Origin of the sequence: Saccharothrix sp. CCNWYY140, from assembly GCF_037401995.1 — a bacterium.
Classification (GTDB): Bacteria; Actinomycetota; Actinomycetes; order Mycobacteriales; family Pseudonocardiaceae; genus Actinosynnema.
Map to the genome: position 1 here is coordinate 1 of NZ_JBBEGC010000054.1, position 21,239 is coordinate 21,239.

14 protein-coding genes and 1 riboswitch are annotated in these 21,239 nt (G+C 72.5%); of the genes, 7 read left to right on the plus strand and 7 right to left on the minus strand.

Going from position 1 to position 21,239, the window contains the following annotated elements; translation table 11 throughout:
• The 6 genes from WBN91_RS39205 to WBN91_RS22745 form a co-directional block, all read right to left on the minus strand.
• Window positions 1-134, minus strand: a 134-nt coding sequence (locus WBN91_RS39205; protein WP_443217777.1) for a helix-turn-helix domain-containing protein, incomplete at its 3' end; no start/stop codon positions are given.
• A 434-nt stretch (window positions 135-568) separates the two neighbouring features.
• Window positions 569-1,336, minus strand: coding sequence for an ECF transporter S component (locus tag WBN91_RS22725; RefSeq protein WP_337726127.1), 768 nt, complete (start codon window positions 1,334-1,336; stop codon window positions 569-571).
• A complete protein-coding gene (locus WBN91_RS22730) occupies window positions 1,333-2,928 on the minus strand; it encodes an ABC transporter ATP-binding protein (RefSeq protein WP_337726126.1) in 1,596 nt (531 codons plus the stop codon). Before WBN91_RS22730 ends, WBN91_RS22725 begins: the two co-directional genes overlap by 4 nt.
• Window positions 2,925-3,962, minus strand: a complete 1,038-nt coding sequence (locus WBN91_RS22735) for a CbiQ family ECF transporter T component (protein WP_337726125.1) — start codon at window positions 3,960-3,962, stop codon at window positions 2,925-2,927. Before WBN91_RS22735 ends, WBN91_RS22730 begins: the two co-directional genes overlap by 4 nt.
• Window positions 3,959-4,792, minus strand: coding sequence for a hypothetical protein (locus WBN91_RS22740; RefSeq protein WP_337726124.1), 834 nt, complete (start codon window positions 4,790-4,792; stop codon window positions 3,959-3,961). Before WBN91_RS22740 ends, WBN91_RS22735 begins: the two co-directional genes overlap by 4 nt.
• Window positions 4,789-6,042 carry a peptidase gene (locus WBN91_RS22745; RefSeq protein ID WP_337726123.1) on the minus strand — a complete coding sequence of 418 codons (1,254 nt, stop codon included), beginning with the start codon at window positions 6,040-6,042 and terminating at the stop codon, window positions 4,789-4,791. The genes WBN91_RS22740 and WBN91_RS22745 overlap by 4 nt, the downstream gene beginning before the upstream one ends.
• An 83-nt stretch (window positions 6,043-6,125) precedes the next feature.
• A riboswitch (cobalamin riboswitch) is annotated at window positions 6,126-6,255 on the minus strand.
• Between the two features lie 86 nt (window positions 6,256-6,341).
• On the opposite strand from WBN91_RS22745, the gene WBN91_RS22750 reads away from it, so the two are divergent.
• From WBN91_RS22750 to WBN91_RS22760, 3 genes are all read left to right on the plus strand, one after another.
• Window positions 6,342-7,607, plus strand: a complete 1,266-nt coding sequence (locus tag WBN91_RS22750; RefSeq protein ID WP_443217775.1) for a cytochrome P450 — start codon at window positions 6,342-6,344, stop codon at window positions 7,605-7,607.
• A gap of 72 nt (window positions 7,608-7,679) precedes the next feature.
• Entirely contained in the window at window positions 7,680-8,630 is a 951-nt protein-coding gene (locus tag WBN91_RS22755) for a DMT family transporter (protein ID WP_337726121.1), read from the plus strand.
• A gap of 113 nt (window positions 8,631-8,743) precedes the next feature.
• On the plus strand, window positions 8,744-9,919 hold the full coding sequence (locus WBN91_RS22760) for a S8 family peptidase (protein WP_337726120.1): 1,176 nt from the start codon (window positions 8,744-8,746) through the stop codon (window positions 9,917-9,919).
• A 51-nt stretch (window positions 9,920-9,970) separates the two neighbouring features.
• Here WBN91_RS22760 and WBN91_RS22765 read toward each other — a convergent pair whose 3' ends face one another.
• The gene (locus WBN91_RS22765; RefSeq protein WP_337729400.1) at window positions 9,971-16,444 is read right to left on the minus strand and encodes an SDR family NAD(P)-dependent oxidoreductase; all 6,474 of its coding nucleotides are present in this window, start codon (window positions 16,442-16,444) and stop codon (window positions 9,971-9,973) included.
• Window positions 16,445-16,740: 296 nt separating this feature from the next.
• Between WBN91_RS22765 and WBN91_RS22770 the strand changes: the two genes are divergently transcribed.
• From WBN91_RS22770 to WBN91_RS22785, 4 genes are read left to right on the plus strand one after another with little or no spacing between them, the layout of a single operon-like run.
• Window positions 16,741-18,411: a fatty acyl-AMP ligase gene (locus tag WBN91_RS22770; RefSeq protein WP_337726117.1), complete on the plus strand. Its 1,671-nt coding sequence runs from the start codon at window positions 16,741-16,743 to the stop codon at window positions 18,409-18,411.
• Between the two features lie 8 nt (window positions 18,412-18,419).
• Window positions 18,420-19,364, plus strand: coding sequence for an alpha/beta hydrolase (locus WBN91_RS22775; protein WP_337726116.1), 945 nt, complete (start codon window positions 18,420-18,422; stop codon window positions 19,362-19,364).
• Entirely contained in the window at window positions 19,361-20,650 is a 1,290-nt protein-coding gene (locus WBN91_RS22780) for an MFS transporter (RefSeq protein ID WP_337726115.1), read from the plus strand. The genes WBN91_RS22775 and WBN91_RS22780 overlap by 4 nt, the downstream gene beginning before the upstream one ends.
• Window positions 20,647-21,201, plus strand: a complete 555-nt coding sequence (locus WBN91_RS22785) for a QsdR family transcriptional regulator (protein WP_337726114.1) — start codon at window positions 20,647-20,649, stop codon at window positions 21,199-21,201. The genes WBN91_RS22780 and WBN91_RS22785 overlap by 4 nt, the downstream gene beginning before the upstream one ends.
• The last annotated feature ends 38 nt before the right edge of the window (window positions 21,202-21,239 follow it).

The window sequence follows — 21,239 nt, forward strand, 5'->3', positions numbered from 1 at the left end:
TTCCGGGCGATCTCCCTCGACACCACCGTCGGATTCCGACCCAACCCGACCGCGATCATGCGGGCCGTACGATTCTCGCAGATCCCGCGAAGAATCTCGTCCCGCTCCTCGACCGTCAACGCAATGCCACGCACCCAAGCCTCCGTCCATCACGCAAGATCATCTCATGTGATGCACTGACCACCGGAGACCGCCTCATCCTTGGTGGTCTGCCCACCGGCGAGGCTCTTTTAATCTTTAGACTCGCGCTTCGCTTCCCTAATCCACGCTTCGCGGGTTCAAACAGGACGCGCTCCGCGCTCGCGAGTTCGGACGCGCTTCGCGCTTTTGGAACGCGCTTCGCGCTCCCAAAGATGAAAGGCAGCGCTCGCCGCGCGGCAGGCGCCCTTCCCGTGGTCGCTAGCCGCTTCGGCTCGCGCCTTCGGCGCGTAGCACCCTTCGGGCGGAAGAGCAGCGTGGTCGGTCCGATGGGTGGTGCAGCGGGCTTGCGGCTGGCGGGTTCAGGTGGAGCGGCAGGTGGGCGCGGCGCGGCCGGGTGATCGGGAGGGGGCGGATCAGGGCGACTGGATCAGGGAGCGGTTCGGGTGAACGCCGCCTTGCGGGCGGCTCGTCGCAGGGTCCGCAGCAGCACAGGACCGGTCACCACCACCAACACCACAGTCGTCACCGCCCGCCCCACGTCCCACCCCAACGACGTGGCCACACTGAACCCCACCAACCGCACCAGGTTGTCCCCCAAATCCCCACCCGGCACATAAGACAAACTCGTGCTCTCCGCCCCCAACGCAAACGGCCAAAACGACAAGTTCAACAGCAACCCGTACACCAAAGAAGCCACCGCGCTGTACCCGGCGAGCAACCCCACCTCCACCCGCCCCCGCACCTCAGGCAGCAACCCCGCCCCCAAGGCCACCCAAGACGACGCCAGCATCTGGTACGGCAGCCAAGGTCCGATCCCGCCGGTCAGCAACGCCGAAGCGAACAACATCGTGTTCCCCAACACGAACCCGAACCCAGGCCCGAACACCCGCCCACCCAGCACCAACAGGAAGAACACCGTCTCGATCCCGGCCGTCCCCGCCCCCAACGGCCGGATCGCCGCGCCCAGCGCCGACAGCACGCCCAGCATCGCCACGGCCTTCGCGTCCATCCCACCGGAACTGATCTCGGCCAGCGCCACCCCCAAAACGACCGGAAGCACCAAGGCAAACAGCCAAGGCATCCCGGCATACCCAGCCCCGGGCGACACGAACAACGGCCAGCAGAAAGCAGCCACCCCGACCACCGCAGACCCGGCCAACGCGACAGCCGCACGCGGCCGAACAGTGACGCTCATCGGTTCGCCAAAGCCCGAGCCACCGCGTCCACGGTCAGCCACGGTTCCGGAGCCAGCACCTTCGCCACCTGCGGCGAGAACGTCGGCGATGCGGTGACCACCTCCGCGGTCGGGCCGTCGGCGACCACCTCTCCATCGGCCATCACCACCACCCGGGTCGCGTACTCGGCGACGAACTCGACATCGTGCGTGGCCAGCACCACCGCGTGCCCGTCGTCCGCCAACCCCGCCAACGCCTCGGCCAACCGCGTCTTGGCCGGGTAGTCCAAACCCCGCGTCGGCTCGTCCAACAGCACCACCCGCGGCGACGGCGTCAACGCCACGGCGAGCGCCAAGGCCAACCGTTGCCCCTCGGACAGATCCCGAGGATGCCGGTCGTCCGGAATGGACGGGGCCAAACGGTCCAGCAGGTCCCGGCACGTGCCGGCCGGACGGGACGACTCGCGGTCGGCCTGCCGGCACTCCTCGGCCACGGTGTGCAGGTACAACAGATCACCGGGCTGCTGCGGCACCAACCCGACCACCGACCGCCGAGGTCCGGGCTTGAGCCTGGCCGGGTCGACGCCATCCACCGCCACCGAACCCCCGGACCGCCTCCCCGTGCCCTGCAAAGCCCACAACAAACTCGACTTGCCGGACCCGTTGCGCCCCATCAACGCCACCCGCTCGCCCGCACCGACCTCCAACGACACGCCCCGCACAGCCTCGACAGCCCCGTACCGCACCCGAACATCCGAAGCCCGCACCACACCAGCACCCACCACAGGCTCGACCAGAGCCGGCGCACCCAAGATCGAGCGCAACGAACCCGCCCGCCGCCGCGCGTCCCGGATGGACACGGGCACGGGCTCCCACCCGGCCAACTGCCCCAACCGCACCACGGGCGGCGCGACGGGAGCAGACGCCAGCACCGGGCCCGGATCGCCGGCGACCACCCCATCCGAAGACAGCCACACCACGCGGTCGGCGTACTGGGCCACGCGTTCCAGCCGGTGTTCCGCGATCAACACCGTCATGCCCAGGTCGTGCACCAGCCGGTGCAGGGCGGCCAGCACGTCCTCCGCCGCGCCCGGGTCCAGAGCCGAAGTCGGCTCGTCGAGCACCAGCACGCGCGGATGGGCGGTGAGCGCGGCGCCGACCGCGACCCGTTGCTGTTGGCCGCCGGACAGCGTGGCCAAGGGCCGGTTGCGCAGGTCAGCCAGGCCCAGCAGGTCCAGGGTTTCTTCAACACGCTTGCGCATCACGGGGTTGGGCAGGCCCAGCGACTCCATCGAGTACGCGAGCTCCTCCTCGACCGAGTCGGTGACGAACCCGGCCTGCGGGTCCTGCCCGACCAGGCCCACCACGTCGGCCAGCTCGCGCGGCGGGTGGGTGCGGGTGTCGCGGCCGTCGACCAGGACCCGGCCGTCGAGCACGCCGCCGGTGAAGTGGGGCACCAAGCCGTTGACCGCGCGCAGCAGCGTGGACTTGCCCGCCCCGGTCCGGCCGACGACCAGGCACAGCTCGCCCTCCGGCACCTCCAGGTCCACCCCGGACAGCACCGGGCGCCCGGCGCCGGGGTAGGTGACGGAGACGTCCTCGAACCGGATCATGTCCTCTTCCGATCGGCGATCAGCACCGGCGCGAGCGCGCACAGCAGGCCCAGCGCGGGCAGCAGCGGCAGGTCCGGCGCGGTCAGCGGGACGGTCGGCATCACCAGGTCCGGCCCGAGGAACGCCGTCACCGCCGCGACCAGCCCGGACGTCACGACCACCGCCTCCCGCAGGCCCCACGTGTCGGGCCGGTACCGGCTGCGCCGCACCCGCCGCGACCCGGTCCACAGCCCGGCCGCCGACAGCACCACGCCCACCACCAGCATCCACACGCCGAGCGTGCCGCTGCCCAGCAACGCGTACGCCCCGATGCACAGCCCGAGCAGACCACCCAACACCAGGAACCCGGTCAGCACACGGGTCCGCATGGGCAGGCCGGCGTTGCGGCCGTAGCCGCGCGAGTCCATCGCCGCCGCCAGCACCAGCGAGCGCTCGAACGCGTCCTCCAACACCGGCACCAGCAGCAGCTTCACCGCCCGCACACCGCGCACCACGTCACCGCGCAACGCCCGCGCCCGCCGCACCGACCGCGCACTGGCCACGAGCTGGGGCGCGACCGTCATGGCCACCACGACCGCGACGCTGACCTCGTAGAGGGCGGCGGGCAGCGATCGCAGCAGCCGCTTGGCGTTGGCCAGCGCGTTGGCCGCGCCGACGCAGCACAGCAGGGTCGCCAGCTGGAGTCCTTGGCACAACGCGAACACCAGACCCTCGGCGGTCAGGGGTCCGCCGAGCCGGATGCCGTGCGCCCAGTCGGGCAGAGGGACCTCGGGCAGGTCGACCAGCACGGTCGGCCCGTCCACCCCGCCCAGGACGATGTGGAACAGCACCCGGATGCCGATCACGGCCAGCCCGAACTTGAAGAACACGCCGTAGGAGTCGGCCCACGGCGTGTCCTGGCGGCAGGTCACCGCGACGAACCCGGCGACCGCGACCACCAGCCCGAGCACGACGGGGTTGGTGCCGCGACTGGCCACCGCCGCCAACCCCAACGCCCACAACCACCACGCGCCCGGGTGCACCGCCCGGCTCACGAACCGGCACCACCGGACTCGCTCTCGGCCCGCCGCCGGGCGATCCACCACCCGGCCGCACCCAGCGCGGCCATCACCGCCAGCCCGACGATCAACCCGACCGGCACACCCCGGTCCTCCCGCGCCTGCCCGGCCGGCACCACGGACGCGGTGGACTCCGTGGTGGGCGCGGCCCCCGAGGACGGGACCGACTCACCGGTCGCCGGAGCACTCGACCCGGTCGAGCTGTCCCCGGCCTGGCTCGACGCGGTCTGACTCGGCGCAGTCTGACCAGGCGCGGGCTGGCCTGGTGCGGGCTGACCCGCCGCCGGCTGCCCCGAGGTGGGTTGGCCGGGAGCGGGCTGACCAGGCGCGGGAGCGGGCGGCTGGGGCTGGGGTTGCGGTTGGGGCTGTGGGGCCGGCGCGGGCGGGGCGATGCCGGGTTGGCCGCCCGCGCCGAACGCCCACCCCTCGACACTGCCCGGCGCCGGGTCGTACGCCGACGCGCCGGCACTGCTGTAGCTCCACGACCCACCGGCCGTGCCGTGCCAGTACGACCAGTAAGCCGTGTTCGGCGCGGCGTTGAAGCAAGGATCGCTCGTCGGCACCCCGTTGATCCGGCACACGAACCCGGGCTGCCGGCTGGCCAGGTCGAACGCGAACCCCGCGCCGCCCAACGCCGCCAACCCGCTGCCCGGGTCACCGCCGGCGCACCCGGTCCGCACACCGCCGCCCAACGACCCGAAGTCCACGACCACGGTCACGCCCGCGCACTCCGAGGCCGCCGACGCCGGAACGGGCGCACCCAGCAGCACCAACCCCAGCGCGAGCAGGGGCGCGACCAGCCTCATCGGCGAACCGAGGAGGACTGGCGGGCCGGGGCGTACCGGCGGCGGCCCAGCACCAAGGCCAACGCCCCCGCCACGACCAGCAGCGTCCCCAGCCACAAGGCGGGAGCGACGGGCACGCCGGTGCGCGCCAGCACCTCGGGCTGCTGCGCCTGCGGCCCGGCGGCCGGCGTCTCGGACGTGGTCGTGGTGGCGACGGTGGTGGTCGTCGTCGTGGCGGGGCAGTCCAGGACGGGCGCGGTGGCCTTGGCGTCGGAGGACGACAGCGTCGCGAAACCGGTGCCCACCAGGCCCAGCACGGCCTGCGCGGTGGCGCGGGTGGCGTTGGCGGGGGAGAAGCCCTTGGCGTCGTAGGCGATCGCGCCCGCCTGCTCGGCGCCGCAACCGACCTGGAGAGCCTTCAGGTACGCGACCGCCTTGTCCGCGGCTGCCGTGGCACCGGCCACGCGCAGCGCCTGCGCGGCCAGGCCGGTGGTGTTGGCGTTGGTGGTGGTGCCCGCGTCGCCCTTCTGGAGGACGTCGACGAAACCGCCGTCGGCCTGCTGCTGCGCGACCAGCCACTCGACTGCCTTGCCGGCCTCGGCGGTGCGGCCGGCGGCGAGCAGCGCCTGCGCCGCCATCGCGGTCGCGTCGACCTGCGCCACGCACGTGGCCTGCTCCAGGTCCAGCGGGTAGCCGCCGGTCGGGCACGCGGTGGCGGCCAGGTAGTCCACGGCGGCCTTGGGCGCGGTGCCGTGCCGTTCCAGCGCCAGGACGGCGAAGGACTGGCTGAAGCCGTTGCTGTAGTCGCCGGGGTAGGGCGACTTGTCGGAGAACCGGCCGGACGCGGTCAGCAGCGAGTTCAGCCCGGTGATCAGGTCGACGCCGCCGAACGCGGTCGGGTCCTCGCCGCGGACCTGCGCGGTGAGGGCGAGCTTGGCGTAGGAGCCGGCGTAGGCGGAGTCCTTGGGGTCGCCGATGTAGCCGGGCAGCACCTCGGGTTCGGCCAGCCACGCGGTCGCCTTGAGGGCGTTGTCCTCGGCGACGCCGGCGGCGGCGAAGGCCAGGACGGCGTCGATCGTGCCGCCGTGGTCGGGGTACAGCTTGCCGCCGTAGTCCACCTCGAACCGCTCGCCGTCCACGAGCCGGCGGGCCAGCCAGCCGGCGCCGGCCTCGGCGGTCGAGGTGGTGGCGGGTTGGGCCGCGGCCGGGGTGGCCACGAGCACCGACAGCGCGACGGCGGCGACGGCGGCGGCGGTCCGTCCGATCGACATGGTTGGGCCTTTCCGGGCGTGGGTGGACCCCGGACAGCCGTCGCCGACCCCCAGGCTCCGATCCGCTGACCTCGACGGTTTCGGGAGCGTTGCGGCGCAGGGCGGGCGTTCGGGCTCGTCCGCCGAGCGGACCTACCGTTGCGGGTCAGCGCCGGACTCCGACCGGCTTCCCCCGCACATGCGCGATTGCAGATCGTCTGTCACACGACATGGCGTGTCAATCCGCCTGTAGCGCGATGCTCCTCACTCGCTGCAACGGTTACCGTCGTTCGATCAATCCTGGGGAAGAGGGGTGTGGGATGGCGACTCTGGCGTCGGTGCGCGACGGCCTTGTGGCGTGGGTCGCACGGCGTTCGATCACGCGGTGGGTCATGGGGAGGATCGGTTCGCGCGCGTTGTCGCTGCTCCCGGACCGGGCGCTGGTGCCGTTGAAGCGCGACGGGGTGGTTCCCGCGGCCGAGTTGGAGCGGATGCGCCAGTCCGGCGCGATCCACCGGCTCCCGGTGCCGTTCGGCGTCCGGGTGTGGTTGGTCACGGGCCAGGACGAGGCGAAAAAGGTGCTTTCCGACACAGACGCGTTCAGCAACGACTACGCGCGGCTGGGTGCGGCGGTGGGGCGGATCGAGCAGACCCCCGGTGGTCTCGGGTTCGCCGACCCGCCGGACCACACGCGGCTGCGCAAGCTGCTCACGCCCGAGTTCACGATGCGGCGGCTGGCGCGGCTGGTGCCGCGCATCGACGAGATCGTGACCGAGCGGCTGGACGCGATGGAGGCGGCCGGGGGGCCGGTCGACCTGGTGCAGGAGTTCGCGCTGCCGATCCCGTCGCTGACGATCTGCGAGCTGCTGGGGGTGCCCTACGAGGACCGGGCGCGGTTCCAGGAGCTGGCGGCGGCGCGGTTCGACCTGTTCGGCGGTGCGACGCAGGCGCTCGGGGCGATCTCCGAGTCGCTCCGCTACATGGAGCAGATCGTCCGAAAGGAGCGCAAGAACCCGGGCGACGGGCTGATCGGCATGATCATCCGGGAGCACGGGGACGACGTCAGCGACGAGGAGTTGGCCGGGCTCGCCGACGGCGTGCTCACCGGTGGGTTCGACACCACCGCGAGCATGTTGGCGCTGGGCGCGATCGTGCTGATGAGCGATCCGGAGGCGCGGGCGCGGATGCGTGACGACGACGCCGCCGTGGGTCCGGTGGTGGAGGAGTTGCTGCGCCACCTGACCGTGGTGCAGGTGGCGTTCCCGCGGTTCGCCAAGCACGACATGGTGATCGCGGACACGCCGATCCAAGAGGGGGACGTCGTGGTGGTGTCGCTGAGCGCCGCCAACCGCGAAGGCCTGGAGAAGCTGGACTTCGACTCGGCGCGCAAGGTGTCGCAGCACCTCGCGTTCGGCTACGGCGCACACCGCTGTGTGGGTGCCGAGCTGGCGCGGATGGAGTTGCGGGCCGCGTACCCGGCGTTGTTGCGGCGGTTCCCGGACCTGCGGATGGCCGACGAGCGTCCGGCGTTCCGGACGGCGTCCATCGTGCACGGGGTGGAAGCGCTGTGGGTCCACACGCGATAGTGAAGTAGCGCTTAAAACAGCTCAAGAAGCCTTCACTTTTCCTGATGGGTTCCGTCGGGCAGCGTGAAGGGCATGACGAGTCGATCGGTGTTGCGGACGGGTGCTCTGGCCCTGTTGTGGGGTTCGTGCTTCCTGTGGATCGAACTGGCCCTCACCGGCCTGGCGCCCGTCCAGCTCACCGTGATCCGCTGCGCCCTGGGCGCGGCGGTGCTGCTGGTCCTGGCCCGCGTGGGCGGTCAGCGGCTGCCGCGCGACCCGCGCACGTGGGGCCACCTGGCCGTGGCCGCCCTGTTCTGCAACGCGGTGCCGTTCGCGTTGTTCGCGATCGGGCAGCAGAGCGTGGACTCGGGTGTGGCGGGCGTGATCAACGCCACGACCCCGCTGTGGTCGCTGGTGATCGGGTTCTCGGTGGGTCTGGACCGCGACCTGCGGCCGGTGCGGCTGGGCGGGCTGGCCCTGGGCTTCGCGGGCGTGGTGCTGATCTTCGCGCCGTGGCAGCAGAACGGCCTGATGAGCCTGGGTGCGCTGGCGTTGCTGGGCGCCGCCGCCAGCTACGCGATCGCCTTCCTCTACATGGGTCGCCACCTGGTCGGGAAGGGCGGTCCGCTGGCGATCTCCGCCGCTCAGCTGACCGCGGCGACGGCGTGGAGCGCTCTGGCCCTGCCCACGTCCGGGCCGGCGCACCTGAACGTGACCGCGGTGGTGGCGGTGGTGGTGCTCGGGGTCTTCGGGACCGGGGTCACCTTCGTCCTGAACTACCGGATCATCGAGGACGAGGGTCCCACCGCCGCCGCGACGGTCGGCTACCTGCTGCCCGTGGTGTCGGTGGCGTTGGGCGCGATCGTGCTGGGGGAGCCGTTGACGGTCCGGATCGTCGTGGGCATGGCCGTGGTGCTCGCCGGTGTCGCCATGACCCGGCTGGCGGTGCCGCGACGGCCACAAGAGGTGTCCGCTCCTCACCAGTTGCCGGTTATGTCGACCGAGCGTGAAGGGGGCGGCGGCTATTCAGTGGATGACCGTTGACCGGCGCTGAGACGCTGATCAGGCTCCTGGGTTGAACCCCGGACGAGTGAAGTCCGCTCCGTCAACCCTGCGGCGGAGCGCACGCGTCCGCGGGTGACCCGAGGAGCCGATCAGTGCGCCCTGCCTTCAGAACACTCGCCGTCCTCGCCTCCGCCGCGACCGCGGCCACGATGGCCACCGGGGTCGCCGCCGCCGAGCCGCACCAGGCCCGGATCGTCACCGCCCAGGCGACCGCCACGTCCCAGCCGATCAAGGACAGCTACATCGTCACGCTGGACCGCTCCGCGCGCGGCCTGGGCGCCGCGGCGGCGGCCGGCGTGACCCCGACCCACGTGTACGACTCCGCGTTCACCGGGTTCGCCGCCAAGCTCACCCCGGCGCAGCTGCGCAAGCTCAGCCGCGACCCGTCGGTGCGGCTGATCGAGCAGGACATGCTGGTCACCGACGCGCTCGACGCCACCCAGACCAACCCGCCGTCGTGGGGCATCGACCGCGTCGACCAGCGCAACCTGCCGCTGTCCAACAGCTACACCTGGAACGTCAACGGTTCCGGCGTGCACGCCTACATCATCGACACCGGCATCACGCCCGGCCACGCGGACTTCGGCGGCCGGGCCACGTTCGACTACAACGCCATCGACACCAACAACACCGACTGCCAGGGCCACGGCACGCACGTGGCCGGCACGGTCGGCTCGAACACCTACGGCGTCGCCAAGGGTGTCCGGCTGCACGGCGTGAAGATGATGAACTGCTCCGGCAGCACCACCACCTCCGCGGCGATCGCGGCGATCAACTGGGTGACCGCGAACGCCCAGAAGCCGGCCGTGGCCAACACGTCGTGGAACTACCCGGCCAACGCCAGCCTGGAGACCGCGATCCGCAACATGATCTCCTCCGGCGTCTTCCTGGCCACCTCGGCCGGCAACACGGGCGGCAACTCCTGCGACCGCCTGCCGCGCAAGGTGGAGACGGCGTCGGTGGTGGCGTCCTCGGAGCGCACCGACGCCCGGTCGTCGTTCTCCAGCACCGGCGCGTGCGTGGACCTGTACGCCCCCGGCGGCTCGATCATCTCGACGCTGAACACCGGCGGCAGCGGCGCCAAGAGCGGCACGTCGATGGCCACGCCGCACGTCGCCGGCGTCGCCGCGCTCTACAAGTCCCGCTACGGCGACGCGTCCTCGGCGACCGTGCACAACTGGCTCAACGCCAACGCCACGCCGAACGTGATCAGCGGCGGCACCACCGGCGGCACGGTCAACCGCCTGCTCTACACGACCGGCCTGTGATCGTCCCCGGCGCGCGGGGGGACCAGCCCTCACCCCGCGCGCCGGGGAACCCTACTGCGCCAACACCTTCGCCAGGTGCTCGGCGAGCACCACGACGTGCGGCAGGTCCACCATCGACAGGTGGTCACCGGGCACCGGCACCACCTCCAGCTCCCCGCACGCGTCCGCCCAGCCCAGGTCGTCGTCCTCCTGGCGGCGCAGGTAGCGGGGGTCCAACACGGTCGTCAACGTCTCCCGCTCCTCGGCCCGGTAAAACACCACCCGCCCGGGGAAGCGACGCGGCTCGTACCGCTCGGCCGCACGGGCGTCCAGGTACGACGTCTTCTGATGCCGCAACGCCCCTTCACTGATCCCCACCCCGGCGTCCACCATCGCCTTCAGCACGGCGTCCACCTGCCCCACGTCGTCCATCCCGGCCAGTTCCGCCCAGGGCAGCTCGACCGCGGCCCCGTACGTCCGCTCGATGTGCGCCACAAACCGCTCAAACCGATGCCGCACCAAGTCGGCCCCGGACACCTCCGGCGCCGGCAACGGCCGAACGGTGTCGATCATCACCACCACGTCGACCCGCTCACCGGCCTCGACCAGCTGACAAGCCACTTCGTGCGCCAGACACCCGCCGAACGACCACCCACCCAAGACGTACGGCCCTCCGGGCTGCACGGATCGCACCAACTGCACGTAGTGCCGCGCCTTCCCCGGGATGTCCGCCACGGAGTCCACCCGCTCGTACCCGTAACAGGGCCGGTCGTCCAGCAACTCCACCAGCGGCCGGTAGACGGTCGTAGGGCCGCCGGCAGGGTGAAAGAGGTGCAAGGGCACCCCCGCGCCCCCTTCCCGCAACACCCTCACCGGCCCGCCGATCCCGTCAAACGCCTCCCGCACCCGCTCGGCCACCACCTCGACAGTCGGCAGCCCGTCGAACAGCCGCCCGTCGACGCCCTCGATCCGCTCCCACATGAGCCCGAGCAGTTCCTCCCGAACCTCACCGGGCACAACGTCATGCACCCCGAGCTCCAACCCAACCCGCCCGCACAACCCGACCAACCACCGCTCCACCGGATCCCGCGGCCCCACAGCCCGTCGATCCCCACCCGGTCGTCGATCTGCACCCTGCCGTCGATCCCCGCCCGGTCGTCGATCCCCAGCAGGCAGTCGGTCCCGCGCGGATTGCCGGTCCTCCGCGGATTGTCGGTCCCCTGTGGGAGAATGGTGTCGGGGGCCGGAGGCCACGCCCCCGGCGATTTCCAGCAGGTCATCGAGGCTGGCACCCTTGAGCAGCAACGGGATCGGCAGGCTCACCCCCAGGTCGTGCTCCACCGCGTTGCGCAGCCGCATCGCCATCAGCGAGTCCAACCCGAGCGACGTCAGCGGCACGGTCGGGTCCACGTCGTCGTGCCCCAGCACCCGCGCCACCACCGCCGCCAACCGGTCCTCCGCCGGCCCCTCCGCCACCGCCAGGAACCCGGAGAAGAACGGCCGCCGCCCCAACTCCGGGAACAGCTCCACCACCGCGCCCCGGTCGAACCGCAGCACCCCGGTCGCCCGCCGCCCCGACGCCAGCACCGCCTCCAACGCCCGCACCCCCTCCGCCGGCGACAACGGCCGCAACAACGGGTTCCGCACGTCCTTCGCCCGCCCGACCCCGCCCCACGCCCCGTACTGCACGCTCGCCGCCGGCACCCCTTCGGCCCGCAGCCGCGCCGTGAACGCGTCCAACCAGGCGTTGGCCGTGGCGTAAGCGGCCTGCCCCGGCGACCCGACCAACCCAGCCGCCGACGAGAACGCCACCCACCAGTCGAGCCGGTGGTCCCGAGTCGCCTCGGCCAGCCGCAACGCCCCCTCCACCTTCGGCCGCAACACCGCCGCCACCCCATCAGGTGTCAACCGGTCGAGCGGTTCATCCACCAGCACCCCGGCCGCGTGCACGACACCCCGCAACCGCACCCCACCCCGCACCGCCGCCTCGACGGCCCGCCGTGCGGTGCCCTGTTCGGCGATGTCCCCAGTCACCACGACCACCTCGGCATCGATCCCGGACACGTCCTGCACCGACCGTCCGCACAGCACGATCCGGCTCGCACCCCGCTCCGCCAGCCATCCGGCGGTCACCCGACCGAGCGCCCCGAGACCGCCCGTGATCACGTACGCCCCGGGCTCCACCGCGAACTCCTCGGGCAGGTCCACGGGTCGCAGGCGGGCCACGTACCGGATGCCGTCCCGCCAGGCCACCTCGTCGTCCGGCTGGTCGGCCGCCAGCTCCCGGGCCAGCACGTCGAGGTCATCGACGTCCACAATGGACGCTCGCAGCCCGGGTCGCTCGAAGGCCATCACCCGCACCGCACCGCGCAACGCCGCCTGATCTGGCACGCCCGGCTCCCCGGCGAGCGCCACCGCGCCCCGCGTCACCACCCAGAGCCTCCCCGTCCGGACGTCTGCCAGCCGGTGTAGGTCGTCGGCGAGCGAACGCGGCACGAAGACCACCCCGTCCGCCTCGGCCGGGTCGTCGGTGACCCGGTGGCCGGCACGGACCAGCGCGTCGGCGATGGCGGGGTCGTCCAGCAGCCACGTCCGGGGCTTGTGCTCGCCGGCTGGCAGGTCCGCGCGCTCCCACCTGTGTTCGACCGTGAGCCCGGTGAGCTGCTTGGCCCGCACGCCCAGGACTTCCAGCAGGAGGTGACCGTCCGCGTCGAACAGGCGGACCGCGCGCCCGGTGACGGTCGCCTCGGCGGTGTGGGCGCGGCGCGGATCGCCGTGCAGGCGGACGGTGCCGATGCCCGTGGGCAGTCCCGTGGCGGACGCGGCGGCGGCCAGGGCGTGCAGGCAGCCGTCGAGGAGGGTCGGGGGCAGGTGGAAGTCACGGTCGGGACCGTCCGGCGGCCGTAGGCGGCAGGTGGCCGTGCCCTGGTCGGCGCGTGCTTCGAGCACGGTGCGGAAGGCGGGGCCGTAGTCCATGCCCGCTTCGGCCATCACCTCGTACAGTGCGACTGCCTGTCCACTGTGGACTCTCGCGAACGGCTCAGGGTCTTGTTTTGGAACAAGTGTGGCGGTGGCGTGCCGAACCCACTCGTCGCCGTTCTTGGCGTTGACCTCGACCGTGTGGCCGTTGAGGGTGGTCGTGATCGGGACGTGGTCGGCGAGGGGGAGGAGGTGGTCGAAGGTGATGTCCCGGACTTCGTGCGGCCCGTCGAGGACGTCCGCCGCCGCGAGCGCGAGTTCGACGTAAGCGGCGGCGGGGAGCACGGGGACGTCCTGGACGCGGTGGTCAGCGAGCCAAGGGTGCGCGTCGAGGCCGACGTCGGACTGCCAGGCGTGCACGCCGGAGGGGAGTTCGACGTGCACGCCTAGCAGCGGGTGGCCCGCCGACGAGGTCGGGGGCGTGGTCCAGTGCTCGCGGTGTTGCCAGGGTGCCGTGGGGACGTCGGTGACGCCGGTGGCCGGGACCGCGCCGTGGAGGTGGAGGGCGAGCAGGTTGTCGTGGAAGGTGCTCAGGTCGTCGGTGTCCCGGCGCAGGGTGGGGACGAGGACGGCGTCCGGCGCGGTCTCGGCGATGGCCGGCAGGGCGACCGGGTGCGGGGACACTTCAAGGAACGTCGTGAACCCGTCCTCGACCGCTGCGGACACCGCGTGGGCGAAGCGAACGGGTTGCCGCATGTGCTCCGCCCAGTAGCCCGCCGTAAACGTCGGTTCCTGCCGAGGATCCGCCAACACCGTGCCGTAAAAAGGAATCCGCGGTTCGACCCCCTCGATCCCGCTCAGCTCATCGACAAGCTCCGCCAACACCGATTCGACGGCGGGGGAGTGGCCACTGGTCCGCAACGGCAGCAACCGAGCCGAACCACCCGCCGCCTCGACCCGTGCGACCAGCGCCCGGACGCGCTCCTCGGGACCGGACACCGTGCACCGCCGGGGCGCGGCGTGGACGGCGACGCACAGCGCGGGATCGTCCACCTCCTCCGGCGCCAGCTCCACCGCCGCCATCGCGCCGCCCCCGTCGATCGTGTCCAGGAGCCGCGCGCGGGTAGTAACGACCCGCGCGGCATCGGCAAGCCCCAACGCCCCGCTGACCACCGCCGCCGCGACCTCCCCGGCCGACTGCCCGACCACCGCCGACGCCCGTATCCCGCGCGCTTCCCACAGCCGGGCGAGCGCTAGTTGAACCCCGAACAGCACAACCTGCCCATCCCCCAGGCTCGCGGTGGGGTTGCCGATCAAGTCCCGCACCGACCAGGGCGCGACCAGCCGATCGACCTCGTCCACGGCAGCGGCGAACACCGACTCGTGCTCCAACAGCCGCCGCCCCATCCCAGCCCACCCGGAGCCATAACCGGAAAAGACAAAAACCAAACGATCGTTCCCCCGACGAACGTTCTCCACGCGTCCCTTGGCAACCTGCCGCAGGGCATCCACGATCGCCCCAGCCCCAGCCCCAGCCCCAGCCCCAGCCCCAGCCCCAGCCCCAGCCCCAGCCCCAGCCCCAGCCCCAGCCCCAGCCGACATGGCCGCCCTTCCCACCTCGGCCGCCCTGGCCACTCCAGTGGCCCCAGCTGGCCCGGCAGCTCCGGCGGCCCCGGCCGACAGGTCGACCACTCCCACCCCGGCGGCCTCGGTCGACACGGCCGCCTCAGCCGAGGGGGCGGATACGGCTGCTGCGAACGGCTCGTCGCCGCGGCGGCGGGCGAGGGTGGCGGCTATGGCGGGCAGGTCCCGGTCGGTGATCCAGTCGCCCGAGCGCTCGCGATCGGTGATCCAGTCGGCCAGTCGCGCGGCGTAAGCACGAACGCGTTCCTCGATTGCCCCGGGCACGACCAGGACGCACGGTCCCTCGACCGCCGGCACGACCGGGTTGGTTGCCTCCTCCAGCACCACGTGCGCGTTGGTCCCGCCGAAGCCGAACGACGACACACCCGCCGTCATCCGCCCGCCGTACCGGGGCCACGGCCGCGCCCGCGTCACCACGGCCAAGCGCTCGAAATCGATGTGCGGGTTGGGTCCGTCGAAGTGCAAGGTCGGCGGCAGCTCACCGTGGTGCAGCGCGAGTACCGCCTTCACCAGTCCGACCACGCCCGCCGCCGCCTCGGTGTGCCCGAAGTTCGACTTCGCCGACCCCACCAGCAACGGCCGGTCCGCCGCGCGCCCCGCGCCCAGCACCGCGTCCAGCGCGCCGGCTTCGATGGGGTCGCCGAGCAGGGTGCCGGTGCCGTGCGCCTCGACGTAGTCCGCGGAAGCCGGGTCGACGCCGGCCTCCGCGTACACCTCCCGCAACAACGCCGCCTGCGCCGCCGGATTGGGTGCCATCAGGCCGTTGGACCGGCCGTCGGAGTTCACGCCACTGGCCCGGATCACCGCGAGCACCCGGTCCCCGTCCCGCCGCGCGTCCGACACGCGCTTGAGCACCACCGCGGCGCACCCCTCGGCCCGCGCGATCCCGTTCGCCGACAACGAGAACGGCTTGCACCGGCCGTCCGCCGCCAGCAGTCCGGCCCGCGCGAAGGCCGCTGTGACCGCGCCACCCAGCAGGACGTTCACCCCGGCGACTACGGCGGTGTCGGTTTCGCCTGACCGCAGGCTGCGCACGGCGTGGTGGACGGCGACCAGCGACGACGAGCACGCCGTGTCGATCGCTGTGCTCGGTCCCCGCAGGTCGAGCAGGTAGGACACCCGGTTGGCCGCGATGCTCAGCGCGCCCCCCGTCGCCGTCCACGGCTCGACTCGCCGGGCGTCGACGGACTGCGCCGCCCCGTACTCGCCGGTCGAGATGCCCACGAACACCCCGGTTCGGGTGCCGCGCAGGGTGGAGGGCGCGATGCCCGCGTGGTGCAGCGCCTCCCACGAGACTTCGAGCACGAGTCGTTGTTGGGGGTCGATGGCCGCCGCCTCGCGGGGCGCGATGCCGAAGAACTCGGCGTCGAAGCCCTTGATGTCGGGCAGGAAACCGCCCCAGCGCGGCACGTCCGCGGGCAACCCGGGCCACCGGTCGGGCGGCACCGGCACGATCCCGTCGCCGCCGGCGCGGAGGAACCGCCACAGCTCCTCGGGACTGGTGACGCCGCCGGGCAGGCGGCAGCCGACGCCGACCACGGCGATCGGTTCGGGGGCCGGCCTCCGGCCCCCGTCTCCATCGTCCCACGAGGGACCGACAGTCCACGCGGACTGCTCGCGCGAGGGACCGACAGTCCACGTGGGCCGCTCGTGCGAAGGGACGACAGTCTGCGCGGACTGCTCACGCGAGGGGACGACAGTCTGCGTGGACTGCTCGTGCGAGGGGTCGGGGGCTGGGGCGGAGTGGGTGGTCAGGTGGTGGGCGAGGCGGGTGATCGTTGGGTGTTGCCACAGGAGTGTGGGCGGGACCGGGTGGTGCAGGTGGTCGCCCAGGGTGCCGGCCAGGACGACCGCGTCTCGCGAGGACAGGCCCAGCTCGGCCAGCGGTTGGTCGGCGTCGCCCTCCTCCACCGGGGTGTCGGTGACCTCGGCGACCGCGCGCACCAGCCAGGCGCGCAGTTCCGTTTCCGCGGACGCGCTCACGGGACACCTCCAGTGCGGTTCTCGACAACTTTTCCCGGCGTTTTTCGCCAGAATCGATGAAACACCTGGAATCGGTGTTCCACGCCGGGCGAAGGAGAGGGTGACCTGCTCGACCCCTATCCGACAATAGGCCGTTCGGGTCACCCGGCACCCATTCGGGAAAGTGTTGACAGTCCTACCGGCCGCCGCGTAGCTTCTCGAACCCGAACGTGGCGGAAATCACCTGGAAACAGTTTTGTGGACATCGCACAAAAGTGATTCCGAAAATTGTCGTCCCCTGCGGAAAGGGTTGGAGCATGACGGTCACCGCGCCGGGCCACACCACCACCGCCGGCCCGGTCGCCGACGCCGTGCGGCACTGGGCCGGGCAGCGCCCCGACGACACGGCCTTCACCTACCTCGACCACGACCCCACCGAAGCGGCAGCCGATGCCGGGCGGCCGGTTCGCATCACGTGGTCCGAACTGGACCGCCGTGCCCGTGGCCTGGCCGCATGCCTGCGCCGCCGGTGCGCCCCGAAGGACCGGGTGCTGATCCTGCTGCCCCAAGGCATCGACTACGCGGTCGCGTTCGTGGCCTGCCTGTACGCCGACGTCCTGGCCGTCCCGCTGTTCCCCCTGGCCAGCGCGGGTCACCGCGACCGGCTCGACGGCATCGTCCGCGACTGCGCCCCCACGGCCGCGCTGGTCCACCAGGACACCGACCTGCGCGGCCTGCACACGATCGTCGTCCAGCACGTCGAACCCGGCGACGAACCGCCCACCCCCGGCCACGGCCCCGCCTACCTCCAGTACACCTCCGGCTCCACCCGCACCCCGGCCGGCGTGGTGGTCACCGACCGGAACTTCCAGGTCAACGTCCGCCAAGCCCTCACCGCCTACGGCCTGCGCGACGCGCCCGCCGCCCCGGTGAGCTGGCTGCCGCTGTTCCACGACATGGGCCTGGTGCTCGGCCTCGGCGTCGCCCTGCTCACCGGCGTCGAGGCCACCCTGCTGGACCCGCTCGACTTCCTCTACCGCCCGGCCCGCTGGCTGGAAGCCCTGCACGGCAAGCCCAACGCGATCAGCGCCGCCCCGAACTTCGCCTACGACCTGTGCGTCCGCCGCACCACCGACGACGACCGGGCCCGCCTGGACCTGACCGGCGTGGCCGCCCTGATCAACGGCAGCGAACCCGTCCACGCCGCCACGATCGCCCGCTTCCAGGCCGCGTTCGGCCCCTGCGGGCTCCGCGAGGACGCCCAGCGACCCAGCTACGGCCTGGCCGAGGCGACCGTGTTCGTCACCGCCGCCACCGGCCCGCCGACCACCACCCCGTTCGACCGCAAGGCCTTGGCCGAGGGCCGTGCGGAGGTCCAGGACGACCCCGACCGCGCCACCACCCTGGTCGGCTGCGGCCGGGCGGTCGAGCAGGACGTCAAGGTGGTCGCCGACGACGTCGAGTGCCCGGACGGCCGGGTCGGCGAGATCTGGGTGCACGGCGAGAACGTCGCCCCCGGCTACTGGGTGGACAAGCCCGGCGTGTTCGGGGCGACCCTGCCCGGCGACCCGCGCCCGTGGCTGCGCACCGGCGACCTCGGCGTCCGGCACGACGGTGAGCTCTACGTGGTGGGCCGGATCAAGGACCTGATCGTCATCGACGGCCGCAACCACTACCCGCAGGACGTCGAAGCGGTGGCCGAACGCGCCGACCCGGCCATCCGGCGCGGGCACGTGGCCGCCTTCAGCGTCCCCGGCGAGACCGGTGAGGCGCTGGTCGTGGTCGCCGAACGCGCCCCGCAAGTCCCGCAGGTCGATCCGAGGCAGGTCCGCCGCCACGTCCGCGCCGCCGTGTCCGCCCACCACGACGTCCGCGTGCACGACGTGCTGGTGGTCGAACCGGGCTCGGTGCCCCGCACCTCCAGCGGGAAACTGTCCCGCGCCGCGTGCCGGGACCGCTACCTCGCCGCAGAGCTCCCCGTGTCGTAGGAGAACCCATGCACCGAGTCCTCGTCCTCGCGCTGTCCGCCGCCTTCCTCGTCGCCGTCCCCGCCCACGGGGCGAGCACCACCGCCGACGACGGCGCGCGGATCGTCGACCAGACCTGGCTGGACGACCGCACCGCCGACATCACCATCGACTCGCCCGCCATCGGCGCCACCGTCAAGGCCCGCGTCCTGGTGCCGCGCGGCTGGTCGAGCACCGCCGCTCGTAGTTGGCCGGTCGTCTACTTGCTCCAGGGCGTGGGCGACGACTACACGTCCTGGTCCCGCGAGACCGACGTCGAGCAGCTCGCCGCCGACAGCGACGTGCTGGTCGTGATGCCCGACGGCGGCCGTTCCGGCTGGTACACCGACTGGTACAACAACGGGCGCGGCGGCACGCCCAGGTGGGAGACCTTCCACACCACCGAGCTGCTCCAGCTCGTCGAGCGCAACTTCCGCGGGAACACCCAGCGCGCCGTCGCCGGCCTGAGCGCGGGCGGCACGGGTGCGTTCGGCTACGCCGCCAAGCACCCGGGCATGTTCCGGGCCGCCGCCTCCTACAGCGGGCTGCTGTCCACCCAGTTCCTCGGCGTGCCGCAGTTCGTCTACACCACCGTCCTGCGCGAAGGCCTCGACCCGTACGGGCCGTGGGGCCGCGAATCGCTCACCCCGCAGGTCTGGGCCGCCAACAACCCGCGCGAACTCGCCCCCGCACTCCGGGGCACCGCCCTGTACATGAGCTACGGCAACGGTTTCCCGGGCGCGCTGGACACCGGCTGGGCGTTCGACCCGTGGGAGACCATCGTCGGCACGACCGCGCCGGACTTCGTCAACCGCGTCAAGGCGTTGGGCATCCCGATCACCGTCAACGCCTACGGCGGCGGCACGCACTCGTGGAAGTACTGGCAGCGGGAGCTGCGGGCGTCCTGGCCCATGCTGACGGCCGCGCTCGGATGACCCGGCCGCTGCCGGTCGTGCTCGTCGCCTGCTTCGCGGGCTTCGTCACGGCGCTGGACAACAGCATCCTGATGGTGGCGCTGCCGACCATCGGCCGGGACCTGGGCCTGGGCACCACCGGCCTCCAGTGGGTCGTGGTCGCCTACATGCTGGTCTTCGCGAGCCTGATGGTCGCGGCGGGCGCGGTGGGGGACCGGTACGGGGTGCGGCGGGTCCTGTTCGCCGGCCTGGTGGGCTTCGCGATCGCGTCCCTGGGGTGCGGCACGGCCGGGTCCGGGGTGTCGCTGGCGCTGTGGCGGGCGGCGCAGGGCGCGGCGGCGGCAGCGGTGGTGCCCACCGGCCTTGCCGTGCTGCGCACCCACCTCGACGCCGCCCACCGCCGGGTCGGGATCGTGGCGTGGACGGCGGCGCTGGCCGTCGCCCTGGCGGTCGGACCGGCGTTGGGCGGTCTGCTCAGCGAGGCCGCGCACTGGCGGTGGATCTTCCTGGGCAACGTGCCCGGTTGTGTCGCCGCCGCCGTGATCGCGTGGGTGTGCCTCGCACCGGAGAAGCCACGCCCGACCCCGCTGCCCGTGCGGTCCACGCTCGCGCTGACTGTCGCCGTGTTCGTGGTGACCGCGACCGTCCTGGGCACCGGACCGCTGCCGGCGATGATCGCCCTGTCCGGCGCGGCCTGCCTGTTGGTCGTCAACGCCGAACGCACCGCGGCCCACCCGCTGTTCCCCAAGGTCTTGGCAGGCAAGGCTTTTCTCGGTGGCACGGCCGCGCAGGCGTTGTGGGGACTGGCGGTCAGCGGTGTGCTGTTCGTGCTGCCCCTGCACCTCCAGCCCGACCTCACCCCGCTGGACACCGGCCTGCTCTTCGTGCCCGCCGCCCTCGCCGTGATCGCCGGCGCGCCGGTCGCGCCGCTCCTGGTCGCCCGGGTGGGGCCGTGGCGCACGGCCGCGACCGGCCTCGCCGCTGTGGCCGCCGGCCTGGTGGTGATGGTGCCCGCCGACCCGCCGCTGCTGGTGGCGTGCCTTGTGGTCGTCGGGTTCGGGTCCGCCCTGACCACACCGCTCACCACGGCCGCGCTGGAGGCGGTCGACGAGCGGCTCGCGGGCGTGGCGTCGGCGTCGATCACGTCGAGCCGGGAGCTGGCGGGCGCGTTCGGCGTCACCCTGATCGGGCTGGCCCACACCGGCGGCGGACTGGTGCCCGCGCTGCTGGTGGCGGCGGGCGTGGTGGCCGTGGCGCTCGCGTCGACGCTGGTCGTGGACGCCGCACGGACCCGCGTGCGGCCATGACCGTCCTGAGACCCACCTCGGCCGACGCCCTGCGCGAGGCCAAGCGGACGTTCCTCAAGCGCCAGCGCGTCGACATGGGGCTGCTGGCCGAACGGCTCGACATCAGCCGCGTCACCCTCTACCGCTGGGTCGGCTCGCGCGAACGGCTGCTGGTCGAGGTCACGTGGTCGCTCGCGGAGTTCAACCTGACCGAGCTGGACGCCCCGCCCCGCCACCACGGCGCGGAACGCGTGGTGCGGCTGGCGGTCGGGTTCCTGGAGGTGGTGATCGGCAACCCCGGCATGGCGTACTGGCTCGCGCACGAGGGCGAACTGGCGATGCGCCTGCTGACCCGCCACGACCGGGCGTTCCAACCGCGCCTGATCCGCTGGTTCCGGCGGGTGTTGGAGGAGGAGACGACGGCCGGCCTGCTGGCGCTGCCCGCCGACCTGGACGAAGTCGCGTACATCATCGTCCGGATCATCGAGTCCTACGCCTACCTCAACCTGATCACCGGCCGCGAACCCGAGGCGGCCCACGCGGAGGCGGTCCTGCGCCTGCTCCTGCGCTGACCGACCTGCTGCTCCGACACAGGACCGTGCCACCATCG